We start from the raw sequence: 25,992 nt of genomic DNA, 5'->3' as shown, positions 1-25,992 counted from the left end.
CGCCGGGGTCTTGTCGTCTTCGACGCTATATTTAGACACAGCCCTCTGCATACAAGTGCAGAGGTATCCACTCGATCGTGTTTGTGTCCGCATGCTTACGTTGGACATATGAGCGATACAGAGGGAGACAGGTCGCCGCTGGACCCGATGAGCGCCAGGCCGCTCTATGCCCAGCTGGCTGATGTCATCGCCGGGAAGATCAGGTCTGGAGAGCTTGCGCCGGACAGGCCGATCCCTTCGGAGAACCACCTCGCCGACGAGTACGGCGTGGCACGGCTCACCGCGCGGCGTACGGCACAGGAGCTCCGCGAGCGAGGACTCATCGTCACCGTCCGAGGCAAGGGGTCGTTCGTGGTGGAGCAACCGCCCCTGGATGTCTCGGAGGAGAGCGAGATCGTGGACTGACGGCAGTTCAGACCGGCAAGTACCAGGCGGGGCCGTCGGGTTCGCCGAGCCAGACGCGTTGGATGCCGTCGGCCTCCACGGTCAGGCCGAAGTCGGACTGGGGAGGCGCCCCGGCGTCCTGCCAGATGGTGAGGGCTTCCTCTGCGGCGTCCCACAGGCGCAGGGGGCCGTGCTGGTGTACCTGCCATCCGTCGCCGGCGGGTTCGGTCCACGCCTGTGAGCCGGTGGCGACGTCCACGAGGATCACGCCGTCGCCTGTGGTCATGAGTTCGGCGGAGGGCGCGGCGAGCTGGGCGAGGAACCGGCCGGTCCAGTCGTCGAGCAGGCCGGGGTCCAGGCGGGTGCGACGGGTGCTGCCCACGCGCTGGTAGTACATGGGGCGCGGAGGACGTTCGTGGGGGCGGGCGAGCATGTAGCTGATCCGGTCCCCTGCGAAGCCACCGGTGGCGGTGCCGTCGTCCTCGACGGTGAGACGGATGAGGCCGGAGGCGAGCATCCATCCGCTGATGGTGGTGGTGATGGTCCCCCCGCTGCGGACCTGGTACAGCCAGGCAGGGGGGATGTGCCGGACGGCGCAGGTCGCGACGATCGCGTCGTAGTCGGCGGCGTCCCTGTGTCCGGCGAGTCCGTCTCCCGTGACCAGTGTCGGGGAATGTCCGGCGGCGTGGATGTGCTCGGCTGCGGTGGCGGCGAGGGACGGGTCGTATTCGACGGAGTACACATTCCGGTCGCCGAGGCGATGGCAGAGGATGGCGGTGGAGTAGCCGGTGCCGGTACCGACCTCCAGCACCCTGTCACCGTCACCGATGCCTGCGAGGTCCACCATGCGCATGATCAGTGAGGGGAGAGTGCTGGAGGAGGTGGGGCGGCCGGTCAGCGGCCCGGGGGCGTCTGCGGCGGTGATGCCTTCGACCTGGGTGACCCATGTGGTGTCCCGGTAGACGAGACCGAGCCATTCTTCGTCGCCGGTCGTCCGGCGGTGCACCGGCTCCCACTGGGTGCCGGACGGACGGAACACCGTGTCGTCGAGGAAGAGTTCGCGTGGGACAGCTTCGAGAGCGTCACGCCATGCGGGGTCTTCCACGGCGATGGCTGCGGCGAGGCTGCGGCGGAGCTGGGCTGGTTCGGCGGTCATACGGGGCCTCCGCGCTGGAGCTGATCGGCGAGGGCGGCGGTGATCGGAGCGATGATGTGGTCGGGGAACCAAGCCCATTGGCCGTTGGGATTGCACTCGTACCAGTGCCACATACCATCGGAGTCCAGGCCGAAGTCGAAGGCGCCGAAGGTCAGGCCGAAGGCGTCGAGGTAGGCGCGTACCCCCTTGGCGATTTCAGGCGGGGCGTTGAGGGGCGTGTAGGTGAGCCGGTCGTAGTGGCGGCGCCAGTCGACACCGGGCGAGCCGTCGATCCGGACGGCGAACAGGCGCTCGGCGACGGCGGTGAGGCGGATGTCGGCGGTCTTGGTCACCCGTTGTTGGAACAGGTGGGCGGTGTGGCGTATCCGGTTGTCGATCTGGTCGGGCGTGACGTCGTCGATCCACACGGTCAATGCCTGGCCGTCCGCGTCGGCGTAGTCGGTTTCCCGGAGAGGCTTGTAGAGCACCGGCCCGTGTTCGGCCACGAACGCGCTTGCCTGTTCGGGGTCGTTGGTGATCAGAGTGGGAGGCACGGTGAGCCCGCAGCGGGCAGCCGTCGCCAACTGTGTCGGCTTGTACTCGGCATCACGGTTGCGCCAGGGGTGATTCACGTAGTGGGCGCCGGGGAGGGCGGCGAGGATGCCGCCGAGCCCATGGCGGGCCTCCTCCACAGCCCAGTGGGCCGTCTGCTCGCTCATGGCGAGGTCGGCAGTGTAGGGGGTGGGCCGTCGCCAATACACCGAGCGCACGCTGTCCAGGCCGAGAACGCGGGTCTCGGTGGCCAGAGTGCCGCCGGGCCCGCTGCTGTCGAATACCACTGACGTGGTGACCGTCGTCGGGAAGTCGCCAGGGTCCAGCCGTACCACGGGCACACGACGCCGGTTGAGTTCGGTGATCACCTCGTCGGCCGTCGCGTCGTCCAGGCGCGTGACGACGAGGACAGGAGGCCCACCTGTGGCCATCAGTCGCTGTCTCCCTGCTGATCGCTGCCCTGGTCCGAAGCGCCGTCGAGACTGGTCTTCGTCGTTGTCTCCTTCGACGTCTCCGACCGCTTGTGCTTGTCCAGTGTCGGCAACAGTGTGCCGCCGGGGTCCACCCACGCTGCGGTCTGCGTCTCGGCGTCGAGGACCGCGCGCGCAGCGGGCAGAACTTCAGCGGGAGGAAACGGGTTCATACGGCTGACTCCCCAGGGGGTGACCTGGTCGTCGGACGCTGTGGCCTGCATGGGTCTCCTCGGCTCTCGGTACCGCTGATGGGGAGGCATTCACGGATACGCCTCCCTCGTGGTCGACAGCCAGTCAACGACGCTGAGTCCGGATGGGGAGACTCCAGAAGGGGACTCCAACACGGAGTCACCGCAAGGTCGTTGGACGTAGCATCAGGTCACCGTTGCTCGGGGAGTCGCAGATGAGCCGTCATTCGCCGGACCCGCGTGTGATCGTTTCCGGGCTGCTCGGGGATGAGCGCCTGCTGCGCGCGCTGGCCGAGCGGGACATGGGCACCGTGTTCCGCATGCTCAACCACCGAGGTGTGAGTACGCGGAGGCTCGCCGCTGCGGTCGACATCACGCAGGGGCGGCTCTACGACTACATGAACGGCAAGAGCCGTGTGGAGAAGCTGGCCCTGTTCGAGCAGATCGCCGACGCCTTCCACATCCCGGGGCACTTACTGGGTCTGGCCCGCCGAGCATGGGAGCCCACCGCAGGCGTGCCGGAGCATCAGCGGGCGGACCGTTCGCCGCCGGACGGTGACGACCTCGTGGCGATGGACCACTTCCGCGACGCGGACCGCCAGACCGGCGGCGGCCGTCTGTACGGGGCCGTGGTGCGGCATCTGTCGGACCGCGTGGCACCCCGGCTCGTCGACATGGCGAGCGGGCCGCAGATGTTCGCCGCGGCGGCGGCCCTGACGGAGATGGCCGGCTGGATGGCCCACGACTCCGGACAGGACGACCTCGCCGAACGGCACTTCGCTCGGGCTCTGCCTCTGGCCCGCGCATCCGGTGACCTCCCATTGGCCGCCCATGTCGCCGCGAGCAGCAGCCATCTCGTGCTTCAGACGGGTGACCCCGCGGCGGCCGTGGAGTGGGCTCGAACCGGGCTTGAACTCGCTGCCCAGGGGCCACGGATTCCGGCGTTGATCGCCCGGTTGCGCACGATGCGGGCACGCGCCCTGGCCGCCGCCGAGCAGTACACTCCGGCCGCTCACGCACTCGAAGCGGCACGGCGGGATCTGGACAGCGGCGTGGACGCCGAGCACCCGTGGCTCAGCCCGTTCGACGCTGCCGCCCTGGCCAGCGAATCCGCTCTGATCCTCCGCGACCTGAAACGGCTCGGTGAGGCCTTGCACCATGCCGAACAGGCCGTCGCCCTGCGAGAGACCGGACGGGCGCGGTCACTGGCGCTGAGTCGGATCAGCCTTGTGGACATCCAAGTGCGCCGCAGAGAGCTGGACGCTGCTGTGCACGCGGCACACGCGCTTCTGAGTACGACCCCGACCCTGGGCTCTGTCCGCGTCGTACAGCAACTCGACGCGCTGCGCGGGCTACTGGAGCAGCACAAGGCGTACCGGCCGGTGAGTGAGTACCTGGTGCGCTTCGACGACGCGCGCAGGGCCAGAATGCTTCTTCTGGCCGATCTGATCCCTCCGTCACCGGGAGGCACCCCCGCATGAGGCGCACCTCACCCGACCCCGCCGACACGGCAGCCTGGAACGCCTACTTGGCCGAAGGCAACGCCAAACAGGCCCGCAAGCGCGTTGCGGCTGATGTGCTGTTGCGTGATCTCGCGGGGCGCGTACTCCTGGTGAACCCCACCTACAAACCGGGCTGGGACCTGCCGGGGGGCATGGCGGAGGCGAACGAGCCGCCCGAGGAGACGGTGGTCCGCGAACTCCTCGAAGAGCTTGGATTGAAGATCACGCTCTGCGGGCTGCTGGTGGTGGACTGGGTGGCCCCGCACGGCCCATGGGATGACCAGATCGCGTTCGTGTTCGACGGCGGCACGTTGTCCCAGGACCAGACGGACCGGCTGCGCCCACGGGACGAAGAGCTTGCCGAGGCCGTGTTCGTCGAGCCGGACGAGGCCTGTGCCCTGCTCGGCGAGCGCATCCGGCGCCGCTACACGGCTGCGATGACCGCCCTCACCAACGGACGGCCGCTCTACCTCCGCGACGGCGTGCCGACGCCTTGACCTGATCGCCGTCAATGGCGCGGGGCCTTCGGGGCCGCTGCCGCGAAGGAGTGACGAGCGTTACGCAGGGGTGGGTCTGGACGGGCTTGTCTACTCGCCGGTACGGTTGCCTGAGCAAGCGCTTAGCCTGGGTCGGGTCGGTCCGGTGGGGCGCTGGGCACATCCGAAGGTACTCAGGTGGAGGTGGCGGCGGTGCGCCGTACGGTGTTCAACGAGGATCACGAGGCGTTCCGGGAGACCCTGCGTGCCTTCATCGAGGCCGAGGTCGTGCCCGTGTACGACGAGTGGTTCGCCGCCGGCCAGGCGCCGCGCGAGTTCTACTACAAGCTCGCCGAGCTGGGTGTCTTCGGCATCCGCGTGGACGAGGAGTACGGCGGCGCCGGTATCGACTCGTACAAGTTCGAGGCCGTCCTGTACGAGGAGACCGCCCGCGCGGGCGTCACCTTCGGCGGCTCCGGTGTGCATGTGCTGCTCGGTCTGCCCTACATCAAGATGCTCGCCGACGACGAGCAGAAGAAGCGCTTCCTGCCGAAGTTCGTCTCCGGCGAGGAGATGTGGGCGATCGCGATGACCGAGCCGGGCACCGGCTCCGACCTCGCGGGCATGAAGACCACCGCCAAGCTCAGCGAGGACGGCACGCACTACGTCCTCAACGGCTCCAAGACCTTCATCACCGGCGGTGTCCACGCCGACCGCATGATCGTCTGCGCCCGCACCGACGCGCCCTCCGCCGAGGACCGCCGCCACGGCATCTCCCTCTTCGTCGTGGACACCAAGGCCGAGGGCTACTCGGTCGGGCGGAAGCTCGACAAGCTCGGGCTCAAGACCTCCGACACCGCCGAGCTGGCGTTCGTCGACGTCAAGGTGCCCGTCGAGGACCTCCTCGGCGAGGAGAACAAGGGCTTCTCCTACCTCGGCCACAACCTCGCCTCCGAGCGCTGGGGCATCGCCTACGGCGCCTACGCGCAGGCCAAGGCCGCCGTCCGGTTCGCCAAGCAGTACGTGCAGGACCGGGTCGTCTTCGGCAAGCCCGTCGCGCACTTCCAGAACACCAAGTTCGAACTGGCCGCCTGCCAGGCCGAGGTGGACGCCGCCGAGGCCGTCGCCGACCGCGCCACCGAGGCCCTGGACGCCGGTGAGCTGACGCCCGCCGAGGCCGCCAGCGCCAAGCTGTTCTGCACCGAGGTCGCCCACCGCGTCATCGACCGCTGCCTCCAGCTGCACGGCGGCTACGGCTTCATGAACGAGTACCCGATCGCCCGCCTGTACGCGGACAACCGCGTCAACCGCATCTACGGCGGCACCAGCGAGATCATGAAGTCGATCATCGCCAAGGACATGGGGCTGTGACACCCGTCGCGGCGGGGACTGTGACACGGGGCCGCAAGGTTCCGGAAATTACTGTCCAGTACAACTGAACCCATGAGTCAGGTTCCACTTCAGTCGCTCCTCGATCTGCTCGACCTCGAGCAGATCGAGGAGAACATCTTCCGCGGCCAGTCCCGGCCCGCCATCGTCCCCCGGGTCTTCGGCGGGCAGGTCGCGGCCCAGGCGCTCGTCGCCGCCGGGCGCACGGTCCCCGCGGACCGGCTGCCGCACTCGCTGCACGCGTACTTCCTGCGCATCGGCGACGCCGGCGCCCCCATCGTCTACACCGTGGAGCGGATGAACGACGGCCGCTCCTTCACCGCGCGCCGCGTCGTCGCCGTCCAGCACGGCCAGCCGATCTTCGCGCTCTCCGCCTCCTTCCAGCGGTACGAGGACGGCCTCGACCACCAGGCCCCGATGCCCGCCGCGCCGGACCCGGAGTCCCTGCCCACCGCCGAGCAGCGGCTCCCGGCGTACGGCCTCGACCCGGCCGTCGTGGAGAAGATGCGCGAAGCGCGGGCCGCCGTCGATCTACGGTACGTCGACGACCCGCCGTACGGCCGCTACGGCGAGCCCCGCGAACCGCACTCCCAGGTCTGGTTCCGCGCCAACGGCAAGCTCGACGACGACCCGCTGCTGCACGTCGTCCTCGCCACGTATGTCTCCGACATGACGCTCCTCGACTCCATCCTGCTCGCGCACGGGCGCGGCGGCTGGGCCGTCGGGGATGTCGTCGGGGCCTCGCTGGACCACGCCATGTGGTTCCACCGGCCGTTCCGCGCCGACGAGTGGCTGCTGTACGACCAGGAGTCGCCGTCCGCGTCGGCCGGCCGGGGCCTCGGCCAGGGCCGGATCTACACCCAGGACGGCCGGCTCGCGATCTCCGTGATCCAGGAGGGCGTCGTCCGGGTGCCGAGGCCGACGAAGACTGCCTGAGGTCCGGCCCGGTCAGTCGTCCTCCAGTCCTGCCTGCGCCAGCAGATACGCCGACATCGGGTCGTAGTGGCGCGGGCTGACCACATGGTCGTCGAGCGGCACCACGGCCTGGAGGGTGCCCTCGGACTCGCCGAGGAAGAGGGCGGGGTCGTTGGAGTCCGCGTAACCGACGGAGTCCACACCGAGCTGGCCCGCGCAGCCCGCCCAGCCGTGGTCGGCGACGACCAGGTCGGGCAGCGGGCGGCCGGCGCCCTCCAGACCCCGCAGGATCGCCCGCATCGGCTCGGGGGAGTGGGTGTGCCAGAGCGTGGCGCCGTGTTCGAGGACGGCCACGTCCGCGAACTGCATCACATACCCCTCCTCCGTCTGGAGGCCGTCCGGGATGACGACGATCTCGCAGCCGGCCGCGCGCAGCGCCCGCGCGGTCTCGTTGTGCACCTGGAGCAGCCCGCCGGGGTGCCCGGTGGCGAACAGGACCCGCTGCCCGCCGTCGGCCGCCTTGCGCAGCCGGGCCGCCATGCGCTCCAGCGCGTCGACCGTCAGATCCGGGTCGATGGTGTCCTGGCCGTAGCGGTGCCCCGGGTCGTCGTTCACGCCGACGCGCTCCGCCATCACGGCCAGCACGTCCTGCTCGTCGGTCCAGCGGTCCCCGAGCTCCAGGCCGAGCCAGTAGTGGCGGTTGCCGTTGGCCAGTTCGCGGTAGTGGGAGAGGTTGTTCTCGCGCGGTGTGGCGACATCGCCCGCGATACGCGTCTTCACGAGGTGTTCGACGAGCTCGGCGCGGCTGGGGGTCCCGGGTATCGGCATGCGTCCATTGTGAGGCAGAGGAGTGTGGGCGTCGCGGGCGTACCGTCCGCTGCGACCTGCGTCACTCCGCGAGGGGTCCGCTCCTGCCCGTCGGTTCCCGGCCGCCCGTTCAGTCCCGCCGCAGCGCGAACCACAACTCCATCCGTACGTCCGGGTCGTCGAGGTCCGCGCCGAGCAACGCGGCGCAGCGGCCGATCCGTTGGCGGACCGTGTTGCGGTGCACGGCCAGCGCGACCGCCGTACGGTCCCAACTGCCGTGCAGGGACAGCCAGGTGCGCAGGGTCTCGGTGAGCGCGGCGGCGCCGGGGGCGGTGGTCAGCGGGGCCAGCAGGGCGTGCGCGTGGGCGGTCGCGTCGTCCTCCGGCACCAACTGGGCGAGTGTCGTACGGGACCCGTGCCGGACCAGTGCGGTACGGGTCGCCCTGGCCCGTGCCAGCGCGCGGGCGGCCTGGACGTCGGCGGCGGGCCAGGCGTGCGGTTCGGCGGGGGCGCTCACGCCGCAGGTCCAGCCGGGCTGCTCGGTGACCTCGCGGTCGGCGGGGAGGAGGACGCGGACGGTTTCGCCGCAGGCGTCCACCAGGGTTGAGCCCAAGGCGGTTCCGAGGGCGGCGATGGTCAACGAGCCGGGGTGAGGGTCGCCGTCGGAGGGCCGGGCGTGGACGACCCGCCAGTGGGTGGCCCTGCCCAGGAGAGAAGCGACCTCCTGCGGCTCCGCGCCGAGTAGGAGCTGCACCAACGCCGATGCGCGGGCCGCGCCCGTGCCGCTCTGGCGTTCGTCGGTGAGGAGGGAGAGGAGGACGGCGGCTACGGAGGTGATCGTGTGGTCACCGGGGGTGCGGTGGGGGGTGGCTACGCCGAGGGTGAAGCCGTGGGAGGTGCCCAGTGTGTAGGCGGCGAGGTGGGTGCCGTTGACTGTGTCGGTCGCGGAGGTGGGGGTGGGGGTGCGCGGGGAGGGGGTGGGGGGTTTCGGTGCGTTGGCGGGTGCGGGTTCGTCGGGGCCGTTCGCGCAGTTCCCCGCGCCCCTTGAAGGGCGGACCCTGGTTGCAAGGGCCGCCAATGCTTGTGTGACCGTTGTTGCCGTCTCCCGGCCCGCCGATGCCAGTTCCGTGCCCTCCGGGCCGTACAGGACCGCTCGGCCCCTCACCCGCTGGGCGAGCCGGCGGAGGACCGCGCGGGCCGGGTCCGGGCGGGAGGCGGCTGCGGCGAGGGCCTGCTGGGCCTCGGTGACGCGGCGGAGTTCGGCGTGGCGGGCGCGGGCCATCAGCTGCCAGACCGCGCGGGCGACGCCCGAGAACGTGGTGCGGGGCGGGACCTCGATCAGGGGCAGGCCGTAGGAGTCGCAGGACGCGACCAGGGCCCTCGGGACACTGTCGTGGACGGGGGCGACGCCGAAGCCGAGGGCCGCGCCGCCCGCCGCGACGATCCGGGAGACGTAGTCGTCGAAGTAGGTGCCCGAACCGGCCGCCTCCGGGATGTGGACGCCGGCCGTCAGCAGCAGCTCGCCGCCGAGCAGATACGGATACGGGTCCGACATCTCCGAGGTGTGCGCCCAGTGGACCGCCGTCCCCGCGTCCTCGGGCCCGGCGATCTGCCGCAGGCCGAGGCCGTCCACGGCCAGCAGTGCCGAGAGGAGGACGGGTGGGGTGGGAGGGACCGCCGGGGCGGGTGGAGCGGCCGGGTCCGGCATGGTGTGCGTTCCTTCCATCCGGCGCGGCTCGAATGGATGAAACGTACACTTCGCAGTCGCTTTCCGGCCACCTAGTGTCAGTGCCCATCACCCGCCACCGAGTGTGCGCGAAGGAGGCCTTTCACCATGGCCGTCGACTACACCGTCATCGTCGTCTATCTGGCCGCAATGCTGGCCATGGGCTGGTGGGGCATGCGCCGCGCCAGGTCGAAGAGCGAGTTCCTGGTCGCCGGGCGCCGCCTCGGCCCGACGATGTACTCCGGCACCATGGCGGCCATCGTCCTCGGCGGCGCCTCGACCATCGGCGGGGTGGGGCTCGGCTACCGGTACGGCCTCTCCGGCGCCTGGATGGTCTTCACCATCGGCCTGGGCCTGCTCGCCCTCTCCGTGTTCTTCTCCGCCCGCATCGCCCGGCTGAAGGTCTACACCGTCTCCGAGATGCTCGACCTGCGCTACGGCGGCCGGTCGGGCGTCATCTCCGGCGTCGTCATGTGGGCGTACACGCTGATGCTCGCGGTCACCTCGACCATCGCCTACGCCACGATCTTCGACGTCCTGTTCGACATGAACCGCACGCTCGCGATCGTCCTCGGCGGCTCCATCGTCGTCGCGTACTCCACGCTCGGCGGCATGTGGTCGATCACGCTGACGGACATGGTCCAGTTCGTGGTGAAGACCATCGGCGTGCTGCTTCTGCTCCTGCCGATCGCCGTCGTCAAGGCCGGCGGGTTCAGTGAGATGAGGGACGAACTCCCCACCTCGTACTTCGATCCGCTGGGCATCGGCGGCGAGACGATCTTCACCTATGTGCTGATCTACACCTTCGGCATGCTCATCGGGCAGGACATCTGGCAGCGCGTCTTCACCGCCCGCGGCGACCGCACGGCCAAGTGGGGCGGCACGGTCGCGGGCACCTACTGCCTCGCCTACGCCCTCGCCGGCGCCGTCATCGGTACGGCGGCCAAGGTGCTCTTCCCGAACCTGGCCAACGCCGACGACGCCTTCGCGACCATCGTGAAGGAGGAACTCCCCATCGGCGTAAGGGGGTTGGTGCTCGCCGCCGCCCTGGCCGCCGTGATGTCGACCTCCTCGGGCGCGCTCATCGCCTGCGCGACCGTCGCCAACAACGACATCTGGTCCCGGCTGCGGGGAGCGGTCGGCCGGTCCGCCGGTGACGACCACGACGAGGTCCGGGGCAACCGGATCCTCATCCTGGTCATGGGGGTCGCGGTGATCTGTACGGCGATCGCGCTCGACAACGTCGTCGAGGCGCTGACCGTCGCGTACAACCTCCTCGTCGGCGGCCTCCTCGTGCCCATCCTCGGCGGACTGCTGTGGAAGCGGGGCACCGCGCAGGGCGCGCTCGCCGGCGTCGCGGTCGGCGGCCTCGCGGTGATCGTCCTGATGGCCACGCACGGGATCCTCGCCAACGAGCCCGTCTACTACGGCCTGCTGCTGTCGCTCGCCGCGTATCTGATCGTCTCCCTCGCCACCCCGCCCACCGACGCGGCCGTCCTCGCCGCCTGGCGGGAGCGGCTGGCCGGGCGGTCACCCGAACCCGTGTCCGAGCCGGCGCCGGCGCACCAGTAGAGTCGTACCGAGTGGTACATACGCGACGAAGCGTAGGAAAGAAGGCAGAACATCATGAGCGGCACCGAGACGCCCCGAGGCCCCGTCGACTCTCCCCGCGGCCCGGTCGATTCGCCCCGTGGCCCCGTCGACTCCTCCCGGATCCCGCGCTACGCCGGTCCCGCGACCTACGCCCGGCTGCCGCGTCTCGACGAGGTGGGCCGCGCGGACATCGCGGTCGTGGGTGTGCCGTTCGACTCGGGTGTCTCCTACCGGCCGGGCGCCCGCTTCGGCGGCAACGCGATCCGTGAGGCGTCCCGGCTGCTGCGCCCCTACAACCCGGCCCAGGACGCCTCCCCGTTCGCCCTCGCCCAGGTCGCGGACGCCGGTGACATCGCCGCCAACCCGTTCGACATCCACGAGGCGGTGGAGACGGTCGAGGCGGCGGCGGACGAGCTGCTCGGCACGGGCGCCCGGCTGATGACCCTCGGCGGCGACCACACCATCGCGCTGCCGCTGCTGCGCTCGGTCGCCAAGAAGCACGGCCCGGTCGCCCTCCTCCACTTCGACGCCCATCTCGACACCTGGGACACGTACTTCGGCGCCGAGTACACGCACGGCACCCCGTTCCGGCGGGCCGTGGAGGAAGGCATCCTGGACACGGAGGCGCTGTCCCACGTGGGCACGCGCGGGCCCCTGTACGGCAAGCAGGACCTCACCGACGACGAGAAGATGGGCTTCGGCATCGTCACCTCCGCCGACATCTACCGGCGGGGCGCGGACGAGGTCGCCGACCAGCTGCGCCAGCGCATCGGCGACCGCCCGCTGTACATCTCCATCGACATCGACTGCCTCGACCCGGCCCACGCGCCGGGCACGGGGACGCCGGAGGCCGGTGGTATGACCTCCCGCGAACTGCTGGAGATCCTGCGCGGCCTCGCCTCCCGCAACCTGGTCTCCGCCGACGTCGTCGAGGTGGCGCCCGCGTACGATCACGCCGAGATCACCGCCGTGGCCGCCTCGCACACGGCGTACGAACTGACCACGATCATGTCCCGCCAGATCGCGCAGGAAAAGATCACGCAGGCAGAGATCACGCAGGCGGAGAAGGACAAGGCAGCGCAGTGACCCACGACCACGACCTGGTACTCCGCCCGACGGCCGCCCAGACGGAGGCGGCGCTGAACCCTCCCCCCGGCCGCAACGGCGGAGACCTGGTCGTCGAGACCCTGGCCGGGCTCGGCGCGACGACCGTCTTCGGGCTCCCCGGCCAGCACGCGCTGGGCATGTTCGACGCGCTGCGCCGCTCCGACCTGCGGTACATCGGGCTCCGGGTGGAGAACAACGCGGGGTTCGCGGCGGACGCGTACGGCCGGATCACGGGCGAGGCGGCCCCGCTGCTGCTCTCCACCGGCCCGGGGGCGCTGACCTCCCTGGCCGCGCTCCAGGAGGCGGCGGCGGCCTCGGCCCCCGTCCTCGCCATCAGCAGCCAGATCCCGACGGCGGGCCTCGGCGGGGGCCGGCACGGCTACCTCCATGAACTCCCGGACCAGGCGGCCTCGTTCCGGGGTGTCGTGAAGTCCGTCCACACCGTCCGTACGCAGTCCCAGATCCCGTCCGCGATCGAGGCGGCCTGGAAGTCGGCGCTGTCGGCCCCGCACGGCCCCGTGTGGGTGGAGATCCCGCAGGACGTGCTGCTCGCCGAGACCCTGATCCCGGTGGTGACCGGCGGCGACGCCTTCCCCGAGGAACTGCCCCCGCGCCCCGAACTGACGGCGCTGGCCGCCCACTTGCTGTCCGGCGCCGCGCGCCCGGCGATCATCGCGGGCGGGGGAGTCGTCCGCGCGGACGCGTCCCGGAAGCTGCGGCAGCTGGCGGAGACGCTCCGGGCGCCGGTGGTCACCACGCCCGGCGGCAAGGGCGCGTTCCCCTGGACGCACCCGCTGTCGCTCCAGTCCTGGATCGAGGACCGGCACACCACGGACTTCCTGGAGGACGCGGACGTCCTGCTGGTCGTCGGCTCCGGACTCGGTGAACTCTCCTCGAACTACCACACGTTCAAGCCGCGCGGCCGGGTGATCCAGATCGAGGCGGACCTCGGCAAACTGGAGTCCAACCACCCGGCGCTCGGCATCCACGCGGACGCCCGGCTCGCTCTCCAGGCGCTGCTGGAGACGGTGTCGGAGCGCCCGGACACCGGGGCCGCCGAGCGCGTCCGCGAGGTCCTGGCGAAGGTCGCCGACCGGATCGCCGCCCAGGAACTCACCCTGGAACAGGAGCTGTTGGCGTCCATCCGCAAGGCCCTGCCCGCCGACTCCCCGTCCTTCTGGGACATGACGATCCTCGCCTACTGGGCCTGGTCGGCCTTCGACGCCAAGGGCCCCAACCACATGCACTCCGCCCAGGGCGCCGGCGGCCTCGGCTACGGCTTCCCCGCGGCCCTCGGCGCCGCGGCGGCCGACCCCACCCGCCCGGTCCTGGCGGTCTCCGGCGACGGCGGCGCGCTCTACTCCATCGCCGAACTCGCCACGGCCCGCCAGTACGACCTGAACGTCACCTGGCTCATCGTCGACGACGGCGGCTACGGCATCCTCCGCGAGTACATGACCGACGCGTTCGGCGAGGCGACCGCCACGGAACTGACCCGGCCGGACTATGTGGCCCTGGCGGAGTCGTTCGGCGTCCCGGGCACCCGCACCACCCCCGAGACCCTCGCCGAGGACCTCACCAGGTCCCTTGCCACGCCCGGCCCTTCGGTGCTCGTGCTGCCGGCGGTGCTGCGGATGTTCGCTGCGACGCATCTGGAGGGCCAGGGCCCTTCCGATGGATCCTAGGCCCGGCGTGGGTCACGGGCGGAGTCGGGCGGTCAGGCCCTCGAAGTAGCCGCGGCACACGGCGGTCAGGTCCACCTCTTCGGGGTCCAGGAGCCAGATGAGGTGCGCGCCTTCGAGGAAGGCGGTCACCTCGGCGGCCAGGAGGCCCGGTCTCAGGTCCGGGCGGATCGAGCCGTCGGCCGCGGCGCGGGTGAAGAGAGCGGTCAGATGGGCCCGCAGGGTCCGGCCCCGGTCGCGGAACCAGGTGTGCAGGGCGGTGCCCGGTTCGAGGTTCTCGGCCGTCAACGTGGCGTGCAGGGCGGTCAGTTCGCGTTCGTCGGCGGCCGTGTGCTCAACGTCCTTCAGCAGCCACGCGAAGGCCTGGTCGAGGGTGGGTCCCGAATCCGGGGTCGCGGACAGCCGGGCCGGCGCGCGGCGGTCGGCCTCCTCCAGGACCGCCTGGACCAGGCCGTCCTTGCTGCCGAAGTGGTGGATGAGGGCGGAGGGGGTCACACCGGCCCGCTCCGCGATCGCGGCGACGCCGGTTCCCCGTACCCCCTGCTGCGAGAAGAGCGTGATCGCCGCGTCCACCATCGCGCGTCGGCGCTCCACGCCCCGCTTCTGCACCTGCCCCTTGACTCCGGCCATGGGGCCAGGGTGCAGCGTGCGGCGGCGAGGCGTCCACTTCACGGGAGAACGAGTGCGGGATCCGCGCCGAGTCATTATCTTGAACGACCATGCAGGAAAATGGAGTCGTGAACGAAGACCTGGTGAGCCGTGAGCGGATCGTCGCCGTGGACGGCGTCGAGCTGTGGGCCGAGGAGTTCGGCGGCCCCGGGCATCCGGTCGTGCTGCTGGTGATGGGTGCGCGGGCGCAGGGCGTGCAGTGGAACGACGGGATCGTGCGGCGGCTGGTCGAGGGCGGGCGGCGGGTGATCCGTTACGACCACCGGGACACCGGGCGGTCCTCCGTCGTCGACTTCGCCGTACGTCCGTACACCGTCGCCGACCTGGCCTCGGACGCGCTGGCCGTGCTGGACGCGTTCGGGGTGGAGCGGGCGCATCTCGTGGGCGCGTCGCTGGGCGGGATCATCGCGCAGCGCGTCGCCGTCACCGATCCGCTACGGGTGCTGACCCTGACGAGCCTGTCGTCCCAGCCGCTGGGCACGGACACGGCGGCGCTGGTGCGGCGGGCGCTGGAGGGGGCGCCCCCGGGGCCGGGTGAACTGCCGCCGCCCAGCGCCGAGTTGCTGGCCGCGCTCGCCGCCACCCTCCCCGATCCCGGGGCCGGGCTGGAGGGCCACCTCGCGCTCCGGCTGCCGCTGTGGCGGGTGCTGCACGGCTCGGTGCTGCCGTTCGACGAGGAGGAGTACCGGGCCATGGAGCGCCGGGTGTACGAGCGGGCGCGCGACCTGACCGCCGGGTTCAACCACACACTCGCCGGGGCGGCCGGCGGGGACGACACGGCGGCCCTGGCCTCCGTCACCGCGCCGACGCTGGTGCTGCACGGGACCGAGGACCCGATGTTCCCGCCCGCACACGGAGAGGCCACCGCCGCCAGGATCCCCGGAGCCCGGCTCGTCATGATCGAAGGGCTGGGCCACACCCTGCCGACGGCGCTGGACGCCCGCTTGGCCGAGGAGATCCTGCGGCACACGGGCGACCGGGAGGACGCTGTTTGACCCGGGCGGGGGTGGGGGGCGGGGAGGCGCGTGGCCTCGATTCCTGAAGTGCGCCCGGGTGGTTTTCCCCAGCCTGAATCACACAGAGTGATATTTCTTGTACATTCTGTCATCGCGTGATGTCGTGCCACATGTCGTGCCGCACAGGGCATCCCCTCTGTCCTCCCCACCCCAAGGAGCAGCCGGTGATCGAACGGCTCTGGCTTCAACCACCCCTGGCCTTCGCCCGGTTGGGCCCCTCCACGGTGCCCTGTGACAACTACCGCTGGGGGCCCAGCGATCTCACCCCCCGTGGCACGGGCAGGACCACCGTCGTGCCCGACCTCACTCTGGACCTCGACGCCGACGGCAGGCTGAGCGCCCGTATGCCGGAGCGCGTGCGGTTCAAGGACGAGGCGGGCTGGCGGCCGGTCTGCCCCTACTTCGAGGTGCACGGATCCTGGACCGTCGACGGCAGGTCCGGCGAGGGGCCGCTGACGGAACAGATCCTGGCGGACTCGGGGTTGAGCCTGGCGGACGTCCGCTGGGAGGTCTCGGTCGCCAACCTCAAGGCGCACCACCTCACCCAGCGGGCCGGCGACCGGATCGAGGCCCGGGTCGAGCTGACCGGCGACGACAACCAGGCGCGCGTCCTGGCCGGAGTCTCCCCGCAGGACGAGGAGGCGCCCCTGGTCCCCTCCGGCGCCGGCCTGCCGCTGGGCGCCGTGCAACTGCCCGTGCCCAACGAGGAACTCCCCGGGCTGCGGCTGCGGTTCACCCCGGGGACGGGCGCCGTCTACGGGCCCACGAACCTGCGGGACCCCCGGTCGGAGGCCGACTACGACATCCCGGCCGCGCGGCGCATCCTCAACCCGGCGTCGCGCTGGGTCGGCTTCACCCTGGGGGACGACGACCGGACGGCTCCGGGCAACCTGTTCGCGGGCGCGGAGTTCCGCCGCGGCCTCGGCCTCGTCGACGACGTGTGCGACGGCACGGTCACCGTCCGGCTGCCCGGCGGCCTGGCGGCCACCGCGCGGATCGTGGCCGCGCCGCCCGACTTCGCTCCCGACCGCAGGCCCTTCGTCTCCCTCGCCGACGGCCTGGCCGACCGGCTCAAACGGGAGGAGGTCCACACGCCCGGCTTCGTGGCGGACGAGCAGACCGCGCTCGAAATCCGCGACCTGTTCGAACGCGTGCTGGAGACCATGGTCGCGGTCAACGTGGATGTGCAGAACGAGCGGTCGGGCAACGAGAACGCCCGTATCGCCCCTGCTCTGAACGTGTCCCCGGCCGACGCGCGCGCCCTGGCCTTCGAGTCTCCGCAGCCGCTGCTCGGACTGCTGCTCGCCCTCACCGAGCGCGGCCGGCGCCGGCACCGCCGGTTCGTGGCCCTGGAGGTGCTGGAGGACATGATCCGGGAACGGCGCGACCTGATCCCGACCTGGGTCCGCCCGCCCGCCGAGCCGGCCGCCGACGGGGGCGCCTCGCTCCGCTCCTCGCGGTTCTACACCTGGCAGATGCCCAGCGGAATGCGCGGCTCCGACAACTACCCCCTGCACCTGACCCGCCGCCAGTACGACCTGCTGGTCGGCTGGGCCGCCCAGCTGGCCGAGGACGCGGAGCCGAACTCATGACCGTACTGCTCCAGATCGGGCGCCGCCCCCCGGACGGCCCGCTCCCACCGTCGGACGGTCCGCCACCCCCGTCGGCCGGAGCCGGTCAGCCACCCGGCGGTCCGGTCCGGCCGCCCGACGGGGCCGCCGAGTTCAAGGTCTTCCGCAGTGCGCTCGGCGCGCATCTGCTCGTCTCGGACGGCAGCCGGATCTACGACCTGCCCGCACCGCTCGCCGCCCGGCTGGAGCGGTGGGCGGCGGAGCCCGACGGCACCCCGGCGGACCTCGCCGACCGGCTCGGGCTCCCGCTGTGGGACCGGCCGCGAAGGATCGACGGCACCCCCCTCGAACCGCCCCCGCTCTCCTCCCTCTCCCTCAACGTGATGCAGGCCTGCAACCTCAGCTGTGGCCACTGCTACGCGGACGAGGGACGCTTCGGCGGCGCCGCCCGTGCGATGCCCCGGCACACGGCGTACGCCGCCGTGGACCGGCTGCTGGCCGAGGCCGCGCCGGGGGCGGACGTGGTGGTCGGCTTCATGGGCGGCGAACCGCTGCTCGCCCGGCACCTGATCCACGACGTGGTCGCCCACGCCACGCGGGCGGGCCGGGAGACGGGACACACCGTCCGCTTCTCCCTCACCACCAACCTCACCACCGTACGGCCCGAGGACGCCCGGCTCTTCGCCGAGCACCCCTTCACCGTCACCGTCAGCCTGGACGGCGACCGGGCCGGTCACGACGCGCTGCGGCACGCCCCGGGCGGGGCCAGCGCCTACGACCGGCTGCGGGCCGGTCTGGACGTGCTCGCCCGGCACGGCCGCCCGCGTCATCTCGCGGCCCGGGTCAGCGTCACCCCGAGGACCGCGCGCCTGCTCGACGTACTGGAGCACGGCATCGGGCTCGGTTTCGACGACGTCGGCTTCGCGGCCGTGGTCAGCGCCCCCGACCCGGCGTACGAGATCGACACGGCCGCCTTCGCCGGGTTCCTGGAGCGGATGGTGGAGTGCGGCGAGCGGGCCCTGAGCGAGCTGTCGGCGGGCCGGAGCTACCCCTTCGGGAACCTGCTGACCGCCCTCGAACAGCTGCACCGAGGCACCCACCGCCCCTACCCCTGCGGCGCGGGCGCCGGTTATCTCAGCGCCTCCGCCGAGGGCGGGCTGTACGCCTGTCACCGCCTGGTCGACGACCCCGCCCACGCCATGGGCTCCGTCGCCGACGGGCCCGACACCGAAGCCCGCCGCCGCCATCTGAGGGCCGGTCACGTCGACCGGGCCGAGCCGTGCCGCTCCTGCTGGGCCCGGTATCTGTGCGGGGGCGGCTGCTACCACGAGGTGAGCAGACGCGGACGGCCCGGCTGCGACTACATCCGCGGCTGGCTGGCCTTCTGCCTGCGCGCCTATGTGGAACTCACGCAGGCCGACCCCGAGTTCTTCCGCCGGCCGCCGGTGCCGGACGCCCACCCCGCAGCAGACGCCGGCGCCGCCGGCCTCGTCTGAAGGAGCCCCCATGCCCGACCTTCCGGCCCCCGACGGGAAGTTCTTTCCGCGCAACCTCACCGCCCGCGCGGACTACCGCGTGCCCGGCAACCCCGTCGGCACCCGCCCCGAGAGCGGCGTCGACAACAGCTTCCCCGGCCTGGAGTTCGACCAGCGCAACCTGGACACCGGCTTCTTCCCCGGGCTCAGGGTCGACTTCCACCGCGGCGAGGGGGCACGTGTCCTCGCCTTCACCGGTGAGCCCGCCCGGTCACAGGGGCTGACCGACGCCGACCTGTCCGACGCCCGCCCCCTGTACGTACGCGCCCTGTGCGGGCGCACCACCGTGGACCAGAGCGAGCGGCGGGTCCCCACCGTCGACTGCGCGGGACTGCTGGGCCTGGACGTCTGGCGGCACGTCCACGACCTGCTGGCCGGCGCCGTCACCGTGCTCCTCGAACCGCTCGGACCGCCCGGCACACCGCCCCCGGCCGTGCCCGACCTCAACGGCACGCGGCTCAACGGCAGCAGCTCCGTGCAGCTGGACCCGGAAGGCCGGATCGAGTCCGTCGTACTGACCGCCCCACGGGCCCGCTATCTCGACGCGGACGGCGTCATCGACCCGGACGTGTACCGGCCGGGCGAACTGACCCGCAGTCTGTGCGCGCCCTGGCAGTACGACTTCCGGGACTGCGGCTGCTTCTACTGGGCCGCCTCCAAACCCGATGTCACCAGCAGCACGGACGGCAGTGTGCCCGAGGTCAACTTCCTGCGCGCCGACCGGAGCACCCCGCCCGCCGCCGACCTCGCCAGCGACGAGGGAGGCCGGCGCACCGCGCTGGAGTTCACCTACCCGCGGCTGATCAGCGACTGGAACGTCCTGCCCGTGGTCCTCGACGACCGTGAGCAGGCGGAGCCGGTGAGTCCCCCGCCGGCCGCGCGCGCCGTGGCCGCCGCGCGCCGCGACCTGATGAGCCCGGAGGACGTGGCCAAGGAACTGATCAGGCTGGCCGGGGTGGAACACGCGCTGTGCGTGGAGTACCTGTACGCCCACTACTCGCTGAACGCGCCGCTGTCCCTGCCCCGGAGCGCGGACGAACTCACCCGCCGGGCGCACGCGGCCGGGCAGGAGGTGTTCGCCGTGGCGGTCGACGAGATGCGCCATCTGCGCTGGGTCAACGAGGCGCTCGCCATGTTCGGCCGGCAGCCCGTGCTCGACCGGGCCGAGGTCATCGACCGGGAGGTCGACCACCAGTTCGGGCTGGAACGGCTCACCGCCGAACGGCTGCAGTGGTTCGTCGACGTGGAGGCGCCCAGTCGGCACACGGCCGACGATCCGGACGACCCCGACGGCCTGGACGGCATGTACGTCGCGCTGCACGCGTCCGTGGTCGGACAGCCGGACCTCTTCCCGCAGAGCGACCGGCTCGCCCACCTCATCAAGCTCATCATCGACGAGGGCGGCGACCACCACCGCCGCTTCCTCGCGGTGCAGGGGCATCTGGCCGGGCTTGAGGAGGAGCGGTACCTGCGCCGGTTCGGCGCCCCCCGCGACGCTACGGAGACCGGGCTGCTCGATGTCTGCGACCAGTACTACGTGCTGCTGCTCGGGACGCTGCGCGCGTCGCTGGAGCGGTTCGACGGCGCCGGCGGCGCGCTGATGGCCCAGACCCGTCTGGTGATGACCAACATGCACGATCTGCATCATGTGCTCGCGGACCGGGGTGTCGGCCCGCGCTTCACCATGCCGGACCTGCCCGACCAGGACGGCGGCACCGCCGCCGAGCTGAGCGCCGCCTACCGGCGGCTCACCCGGGACGCGGCCGCGACCGTCACCGAGAGGCTGCGGGTCCTCGTCCAGGGAGACCGGCGACTGCTGCGGCTGGCGCGGCGCCACACGGCCGACGTCGAGGCCGTCCTCGCGGCACTCACCGCCCTGGACGGCGGGTGACCCTGGTCGCGATCGCCGGCTCGGGGCTGGCGGAACTGACCTGCGCGCGGCTGCTGCTCGCCCGTGGCCACCGGGTCCGGCCCGCCCCGCCGCCGGCCGGCCCGGCGTTCCGCCCGCTGCTGCTGACCGGACCGGCGCTGGACCTGCTCGGCTCGCTCTGGGGCGACGAACTCCCGCGCGGCGGCTGGTGGCTGACCCACCGACAGGTGCGGTGGGGGGCAGGGGAGCGCTCACCCCGGTTCCCGCAGCGGGCGTACGCGGTCGACGGCGCCGCCCTGGCCGCCCGGATGCGGGAGCTGCTCGACCTCGGCGACGGGAGGGCCGAACCGCCCGGGAGCGGCGAACCGCCCGAGTGGACCGTCACCGCGGACGCCGCCTCGGGCGCCGTTCCGGGTGGGTCCGTGCTCCGGCAGTGCGGGCGGCGGACGCTGCTGGCCGGTACCGCCCCGCTGCGGCGGGGCGGCGACCGGACCACGGCCCGCCTGGACTGCACCGAGCTGGGCTGGCTCCAGCTCACCCCGCTGGGCGGCGACCACTGTCTGGTCCAGGCGATGGTCCCGGGCCCCGCCGCCGACCCGGCCGGGCTGCTCGCCCGTGTCCTCGCCGAGTCCCCGCTCGCCGCCCTGCTGAGCCGCCCGCCGCGTACGGCCGTGGCACCGGCGGCGGCGCCCAGGGTGCATCTGGCCCCGGCCGTCCCGCCCGGGGCGCCCCGGGCGGGCGGGGGCCGGCTGGTCGTCGGCGCGGGCGCCCTGCGGCAGGACCCGCTCAGCGGCACGGGCACCGCACAGGCCCTGCGGACGGCGATCCTGGCCGCCGCCGTGATCGACGCCGCCGCCCGGGGTGTCCCGGTGGACGCCCTGTGCGCCCACTACACGACCCGGCTGCGCGTGGCCCACCACGACCATCTGCGCACCTGCCTGCGCCTCTACGAGAGCGCCTTCACGGCGGACGTCTGGCAGGACGAGATCGACACCACCCGCTCGACACTGCGCGGACGGGGCGGCGTCGTGCCGCCCCGCTACGGCCTGAGCACCGACACCGTTCCGGCGAAGAAGTCGGTGACGTAGAGGCGGGAGCCGTCGGGGCTCACCGCCACGCCGCGTGAACCGTCCGCGACGGCGATCGTGTCGGTCACCTCGCCGCGCGCGGTGTCGATCACCGAGACGGTGCCGTAGGGGAAGTGGGCCACGTACAGGCGGCTTCCGTCGCGGGTCACCGTCACGCCGTAGGGGCCGTTCGAGACGGGGATCGTGGAGATGACGGAGGTGCGGCCGAGGTCGACGACGGACACCCGGCCGGCGAAGTAGTGCGTCACGTAGAGGTACTTCTCGTCGGGGCTCACCGCCACGCCGACCGGGAAGTCGAGGCCGGGGACGGACGCGAAGTCGCCCATGGCGAACTGGTCGGTGACCCACACCCGGTCCTCCAGCGCCAGCGCCAGATAGACGCGCTGCCCGTCGGGGCCGGCCGCCACGCCGTAGGGCGCGTGGCCGAAGTGGCTGCCGGAGACGTCGTCCGGGAACTCGATCTTCAGCAGGAGTTCCGTGTCGGGGACCGCGACGTGCAGCCGGGTGCCGTCCGGGCTCGCCGCCACGCCGTAGGGCCCGTCGTCGACCGCGACGGTGTCCACGACCTCCTCGCGGGGGAGGTCGACCACCACCACGGAGTCCGCCTTGAAGTCGCTCACGTACAGCCGGGTGCCGTCGGGGCTGACCGCCAGGCTGTGCGGGCTCTCACCGACCCGGATCGTCGAGAGCGGGCGTGGTGCGGCCGGGGCGGAGGGGGCGGGCGGTGCGGTCGGGTCCGGCGGCCGGACCATCTCGTGGCCTCTGGCGCGGGCCGTGTCGAGGAGACGTACCAACGGCGTGTCGGCGCGTTCGGCCGCCAGCCGGTCCCGCCTGTCGTGTTCGGTGGCCATGACGGCACCTCCCGACTCCCGTTCGCGCGTGAGGCGTGAACGGTTGGGGTGGACGGTTGGGGGTGGGGACGTTGGGTGCGGGGACGTTGGGGCGCCGGTCGCGCGGCGCGCGGTGGGCGCGTTCGGCGGCGTGGGCCCGCTGTCCAGTCTGGTGGTGTTCCGGGGGACGTGCGACTCGGCGCCGCCGGGCCCGGACGGCGGCGGCCCGTGCGGGACGGAGCGGCCCGTCCCTCGGTCGCGCGTCGCACGCTTGTTTGTCAGCATGGGGAGCTGTACGGACGGTGCGCGCCTGTACAGCGCTCCATGAGCCTGTGCGTCCGGTGCGGCCCCGGTAGCGCCAATCGCGGGAGATCGAGCCATGGCCGTCATTTCCGCTTCCTCCTCCGGACCCGCCGAGCCCACCGGCCCCGCCGGATCCTCTGAACCCACCGGCCCCGCCGAGAACGACGGACCCGCCGGCCCCGCCGAGAACGACGGACCCGCCGAGCCGGACTGCGCGTCGGATCCGGGGGCCGCGCTGAAGGAGATGTTCGTCGACCGGTCCCAGGGCGGGCGTATCGCACGCGGGCAGGATCCCGTGGAGCGGCCGGTGTTCCTCAAACCGCACGGCACCGCCCGTGGCACGCTCACCGTCCGCGCGGACCTTCCCGAGGAACTGCGCGTCGGATTCCTGGAGTTGGCCCGGCAGCGGCCCGAGGGGCTGACCGCCTGGGTGCGGTTCTCCAGCGACACCGTGCCCAGCCGCCCGGACCTGCTGACCACGGTCGGCGTCGGCGTCAAGCTCTTCGGGGTGCCCGGCGCCAAGCTGCTCGCCGGGGAGGGCGACGCCGACACCCAGGACCTGCTGCTGCAGAACCACGACGTGTTCTTCGTCGACACGGCCCGCGACATGTGCGAGTTCACCCGGGCCGGTGTCGTCCACAACGACTACGAGTCCTATCTGCGCGACCACCCGGTGACCCGGCGGATCCTCGACGACATGGCGAAGCCCGAGGAGAGCGCGCTGACGGCCACCTACTGGGGTGTGCTGCCGTACTCCTTCGGCGCGGACCGGTTCGTCAAGTACAAGCTGGTGCCCGCCGGTTGCGCCCCCGCCGACCCCGCCGCCACCCCGCCCGAGGAGAACCCCGGCCATCTGGCGGCCGACCTCGCGCACCGGCTCGCCGCCGGGGAGGCGGCCTTCGACCTGCTCGTGCAGTTCCGCACGGACGCGGAGGCCATGCCGCTGGACCGGGCGACCGTGCGCTGGGAGGAGTCCGCGAGCGCCCCCGTGCCCGTGGCTCGGCTGACCCTGGCCCGGCAGGACGTCCGGGGCCGGGGCCAGGCGGCGTACGGCGCCAACCTGGCGTTCAACCCCTGGCACAGCCTCGCCGAGCACAAGCCCGCCGGCAGCATCGCCGAGGCCCGCGCGACGGTCTACCAGGCCTCGGCCGGTCGGCGCCGCGACGCCAACGGCGTCCCGGCCGCCGAACCCGGCCCCGCCCGGCCCCCGTCCACCGAGCCCCCGGCCCGCGACACCCGGATCGTGAGGGCCGCCATCCACCCCGCGATCGGTGTCGCCCGCGTCGGCGACAGCGCCGAGGAGTTCTTCCTCGCCCCCGAGACCGAGGACGAACCGCCGCTGCCCACCGGCTCGTACAAGGACGCCACCGGCGCCCTGAAGCGGCAGGCGGCCCGGTTCCGTATCTACGGCTACAACGCGGCCGGGGAACCGGTGGCCGAACTCACCGCCGACAACGCCGAGATCCGCTGGACCGCGCACGTCGCCAACAAGAAGCCCGCCTGGTACCAGTTCCAGCTGGCCCTGGACATCCCCGAGGCCGCGCGGACCGAGGAGAGCCGGCTGCGCAACCCGCGGGTCGGGGGCGCGGACCGGGACGGGCTGGCCATCGACCCCGGCCCCCGCTCCGTACGCGGCCGGGACCGGTCCGGCGGCCCCGAACTGCGCTTCGACACCGGCCGGTTCCTCCACATCCCGGTCTACCTCGGCGAGCTGCGCACCGACGACGCCGGGCGGCTGATCTTCCTCGGCGGCCGGGGCGTCGCCGAGTCCGCCGACGGCAAGGAGGCCGACACCTTCGCCAACAACGACGGCTGGTACGACGACATCTCCGACGGCCCCGTCACCGCCGAGGTCCGCGTCGAGGGCCGTGCCCTGCCGGTCGAACCGGCCTGGGTGGTGGTCGGCCCGCCCAACTACGCCCCCGAGCTGAAGTCCGTACGCACGCTGTACGACCTGCTGCGCGACGCGTTCGTCACGGCCGGAGCGCTCCCCGAGCCGGAGCCGGTGTCCTTCACCCACGACATCCTGCCGATCCTGCGCCGCCTGTGCGATCTGCAATGGGTCAACCAGGGCCTGGCCACCCTCTTCGGACACGGCGGACGCGAACACTTCCTCGACCCCGGGCTGCTGGCCGCCCTCGCCGACCCCGGCCCACGCCATACGGAGCTGCGCCGACAGATCTCGAAGACCATGCGCGACCCCGACCGGGACGGCACCTCCCCGATCCCCTGGCCGCCCGTCTACGGCGACGCGATGAGCCTGCCCGCCGTCTCCGCCCGCCAGCACCTGGCCCTCTCCCCCCTCCAGACACGGCAGTTGGCGCTCTGGGCCGCCGGGGACTTCGTCTCCGACCTCGTCCCCGGCGCCGCCCCCGCACCCCGGCCGCTGGACCGGCTGCCGCTCGCCGCCCGGCCCGCCGCCCTGGACCGCGCCGCCCTGTCCTTCTGTATCGCCGACGCCTTCCACCCCGGCTGCGAGATCACCTGGCCGCTGCGCCACACCACGATGTACAGCGCGCCGTTCCGTATCCGCCACCGGTCGAAGGACAACCCCGAGCGTCCCTACGGCAGGGTGCTCACCCCGCAGGCCGCCCTGGCGTACGACGGGCCGCTGTACGCCCAGGGCCCCGGCGACCTGACCCGCTGGATGGCGGTGCCCTGGCAGACGGACACCGCGAGCTGCCGCTCCGGGTACGAGAAGCGCCACGACCCGTATCTGCCGACCTTCTGGCCCGCCCGGGTGCCCAACCACGTCCTCGCCGAGGAGGACTATCTGATCGCCGTCGACACCACGCGCCCGCGCGAGGAACGGCTCGCCGCGTTCGCCCGGCGGGCCAACTGGGACCGCTGGCTGCCCACGCCCTACCTGGCCACCATCAACGCGATGGTGAAGGACTTCGGGCGGCTCGGCCTGGTCGAACGCCGGCCGGGGGCCACCGACGACCCCCTGCTGCCCGCCGAGATGCTCGTGGAGTCCGAGGTCTCCTTCCCCGCCGAGCCCGCCCCGCCGTTCGGCCGCAACCTGCTGAGCCTGCATGTGCCGCTCGCCGCCGACGAACGGCTGCGCGACGCCGTCCTCGCCACCGCCGTCTCCCTCGCCGAGGAACCCGACGAGGAGCTGTCGGCGGGCTTCATCGAGAAGGTCGCCCGCTTCCCGGGCAACCGATGAGCGCCCCTCCCG

21 protein-coding genes are annotated in these 25,992 nt (G+C 72.3%); 14 read left to right on the top strand and 7 right to left on the bottom strand.

The window, feature by feature from the left end:
* Positions 1 to 108: 108 nt before the first annotated feature.
* Positions 109 to 405 carry a GntR family transcriptional regulator gene (locus F9278_RS16680; protein WP_152169061.1) on the top strand — a complete coding sequence of 99 codons (297 nt, stop codon included), beginning with the start codon at positions 109 to 111 and terminating at the stop codon, positions 403 to 405.
* Positions 406 to 412: 7 nt separating this feature from the next.
* Here the strand turns inward: F9278_RS16680 and tgmC are convergent, their stop codons facing one another.
* The 3 genes from tgmC to tgmA are packed head-to-tail and all read right to left on the bottom strand — an operon-like array spanning position 413 to position 2,765.
* Positions 413 to 1,540 carry an ATP-grasp peptide maturase system methyltransferase gene (tgmC, locus tag F9278_RS16675; RefSeq protein ID WP_152169060.1) on the bottom strand — a complete coding sequence of 376 codons (1,128 nt, stop codon included), beginning with the start codon at positions 1,538 to 1,540 and terminating at the stop codon, positions 413 to 415.
* Complete coding sequence (gene tgmB / locus F9278_RS16670; protein WP_152169059.1) at positions 1,537 to 2,502, bottom strand: ATP-grasp ribosomal peptide maturase; 966 nt, start codon at positions 2,500 to 2,502, stop codon at positions 1,537 to 1,539. The genes tgmC and tgmB overlap by 4 nt, the downstream gene beginning before the upstream one ends.
* Positions 2,502 to 2,765 (bottom strand): putative ATP-grasp-modified RiPP, encoded by a 264-nt coding sequence (gene tgmA / locus F9278_RS16665; RefSeq protein WP_152169058.1) that lies wholly within the window; start codon positions 2,763 to 2,765, stop codon positions 2,502 to 2,504. Before tgmA ends, tgmB begins: the two co-directional genes overlap by 1 nt.
* A gap of 182 nt (positions 2,766 to 2,947) precedes the next feature.
* On the opposite strand from tgmA, the gene F9278_RS16660 reads away from it, so the two are divergent.
* The 4 genes from F9278_RS16660 (at position 2,948) to F9278_RS16645 (ending at position 7,035) form a co-directional block, all read left to right on the top strand.
* Positions 2,948 to 4,213, top strand: coding sequence for a helix-turn-helix domain-containing protein (locus tag F9278_RS16660; protein WP_152169057.1), 1,266 nt, complete (start codon positions 2,948 to 2,950; stop codon positions 4,211 to 4,213).
* On the top strand, positions 4,210 to 4,731 hold the full coding sequence (locus F9278_RS16655) for an NUDIX domain-containing protein (RefSeq protein ID WP_152169056.1): 522 nt from the start codon (positions 4,210 to 4,212) through the stop codon (positions 4,729 to 4,731). Before F9278_RS16660 ends, F9278_RS16655 begins: the two co-directional genes overlap by 4 nt.
* Before the next feature lie 192 nt (positions 4,732 to 4,923).
* The gene (locus F9278_RS16650) at positions 4,924 to 6,081 is read left to right on the top strand and encodes an acyl-CoA dehydrogenase family protein (RefSeq protein ID WP_152169055.1); all 1,158 of its coding nucleotides are present in this window, start codon (positions 4,924 to 4,926) and stop codon (positions 6,079 to 6,081) included.
* Positions 6,082 to 6,153: 72 nt separating this feature from the next.
* Positions 6,154 to 7,035, top strand: coding sequence for an acyl-CoA thioesterase (locus tag F9278_RS16645; protein WP_152169054.1), 882 nt, complete (start codon positions 6,154 to 6,156; stop codon positions 7,033 to 7,035).
* 12 nt (positions 7,036 to 7,047) lie between these two features.
* On the opposite strand, the gene F9278_RS16640 is transcribed toward F9278_RS16645, so the two are convergent.
* Together F9278_RS16640 and F9278_RS16635 are read right to left on the bottom strand one after the other, a co-directional pair.
* On the bottom strand, positions 7,048 to 7,842 hold the full coding sequence (locus F9278_RS16640) for a phosphatase (RefSeq protein ID WP_152169053.1): 795 nt from the start codon (positions 7,840 to 7,842) through the stop codon (positions 7,048 to 7,050).
* A gap of 109 nt (positions 7,843 to 7,951) precedes the next feature.
* Complete coding sequence (locus F9278_RS16635; protein WP_152169052.1) at positions 7,952 to 9,547, bottom strand: PucR family transcriptional regulator; 1,596 nt, start codon at positions 9,545 to 9,547, stop codon at positions 7,952 to 7,954.
* A 108-nt stretch (positions 9,548 to 9,655) separates the two neighbouring features.
* Between F9278_RS16635 and F9278_RS16630 the strand changes: the two genes are divergently transcribed.
* The 3 genes from F9278_RS16630 to F9278_RS16620 are packed head-to-tail and all read left to right on the top strand — an operon-like array spanning position 9,656 to position 13,932.
* The gene (locus tag F9278_RS16630; RefSeq protein ID WP_152169051.1) at positions 9,656 to 11,119 is read left to right on the top strand and encodes a sodium:solute symporter; all 1,464 of its coding nucleotides are present in this window, start codon (positions 9,656 to 9,658) and stop codon (positions 11,117 to 11,119) included.
* Positions 11,120 to 11,173: 54 nt separating this feature from the next.
* Positions 11,174 to 12,226: an agmatinase gene (gene speB / locus F9278_RS16625; protein WP_152169050.1), complete on the top strand. Its 1,053-nt coding sequence runs from the start codon at positions 11,174 to 11,176 to the stop codon at positions 12,224 to 12,226.
* Complete coding sequence (locus tag F9278_RS16620; RefSeq protein WP_152169049.1) at positions 12,223 to 13,932, top strand: thiamine pyrophosphate-binding protein; 1,710 nt, start codon at positions 12,223 to 12,225, stop codon at positions 13,930 to 13,932. Before speB ends, F9278_RS16620 begins: the two co-directional genes overlap by 4 nt.
* A 12-nt stretch (positions 13,933 to 13,944) precedes the next feature.
* On the opposite strand, the gene F9278_RS16615 is transcribed toward F9278_RS16620, so the two are convergent.
* Positions 13,945 to 14,559: a TetR/AcrR family transcriptional regulator gene (locus F9278_RS16615; protein ID WP_152169048.1), complete on the bottom strand. Its 615-nt coding sequence runs from the start codon at positions 14,557 to 14,559 to the stop codon at positions 13,945 to 13,947.
* A 107-nt stretch (positions 14,560 to 14,666) separates the two neighbouring features.
* On the opposite strand from F9278_RS16615, the gene F9278_RS16610 reads away from it, so the two are divergent.
* The 5 genes from F9278_RS16610 to F9278_RS16590 all read left to right on the top strand — a co-directional run bounded on the left by F9278_RS16610 (position 14,667) and on the right by F9278_RS16590 (position 21,678).
* Positions 14,667 to 15,593 carry an alpha/beta fold hydrolase gene (locus tag F9278_RS16610; protein ID WP_319023109.1) on the top strand — a complete coding sequence of 309 codons (927 nt, stop codon included), beginning with the start codon at positions 14,667 to 14,669 and terminating at the stop codon, positions 15,591 to 15,593.
* A 185-nt stretch (positions 15,594 to 15,778) separates the two neighbouring features.
* Positions 15,779 to 17,206 (top strand): hypothetical protein, encoded by a 1,428-nt coding sequence (locus F9278_RS48185; protein WP_152169046.1) that lies wholly within the window; start codon positions 15,779 to 15,781, stop codon positions 17,204 to 17,206.
* The gene (locus F9278_RS16600) at positions 17,203 to 18,681 is read left to right on the top strand and encodes a radical SAM/SPASM domain-containing protein (RefSeq protein ID WP_152169045.1); all 1,479 of its coding nucleotides are present in this window, start codon (positions 17,203 to 17,205) and stop codon (positions 18,679 to 18,681) included. The genes F9278_RS48185 and F9278_RS16600 overlap by 4 nt, the downstream gene beginning before the upstream one ends.
* A gap of 10 nt (positions 18,682 to 18,691) precedes the next feature.
* Positions 18,692 to 20,611, top strand: a complete 1,920-nt coding sequence (locus F9278_RS16595) for a ferritin-like domain-containing protein (RefSeq protein ID WP_152169044.1) — start codon at positions 18,692 to 18,694, stop codon at positions 20,609 to 20,611.
* Positions 20,608 to 21,678 (top strand): hypothetical protein, encoded by a 1,071-nt coding sequence (locus F9278_RS16590; protein WP_152169043.1) that lies wholly within the window; start codon positions 20,608 to 20,610, stop codon positions 21,676 to 21,678. Before F9278_RS16595 ends, F9278_RS16590 begins: the two co-directional genes overlap by 4 nt.
* On the opposite strand, the gene F9278_RS16585 is transcribed toward F9278_RS16590, so the two are convergent.
* A complete protein-coding gene (locus tag F9278_RS16585; RefSeq protein ID WP_193241524.1) occupies positions 21,630 to 22,529 on the bottom strand; it encodes a YncE family protein in 900 nt (299 codons plus the stop codon). The two genes, F9278_RS16590 and F9278_RS16585, sit on opposite strands and share 49 nt — an antisense overlap.
* A gap of 358 nt (positions 22,530 to 22,887) precedes the next feature.
* Between F9278_RS16585 and F9278_RS16580 the strand changes: the two genes are divergently transcribed.
* The gene (locus F9278_RS16580; RefSeq protein WP_152169041.1) at positions 22,888 to 25,980 is read left to right on the top strand and encodes a LodA/GoxA family CTQ-dependent oxidase; all 3,093 of its coding nucleotides are present in this window, start codon (positions 22,888 to 22,890) and stop codon (positions 25,978 to 25,980) included.
* Positions 25,981 to 25,992: the final 12 nt, after the last annotated feature.

The sequence above is a fragment of the Streptomyces phaeolivaceus genome (assembly GCF_009184865.1).
Lineage (GTDB): Bacteria > Actinomycetota > Actinomycetes > Streptomycetales > Streptomycetaceae > Streptomyces > Streptomyces phaeolivaceus.
This window is presented reverse-complemented; position numbering and strand designations above follow the sequence as displayed.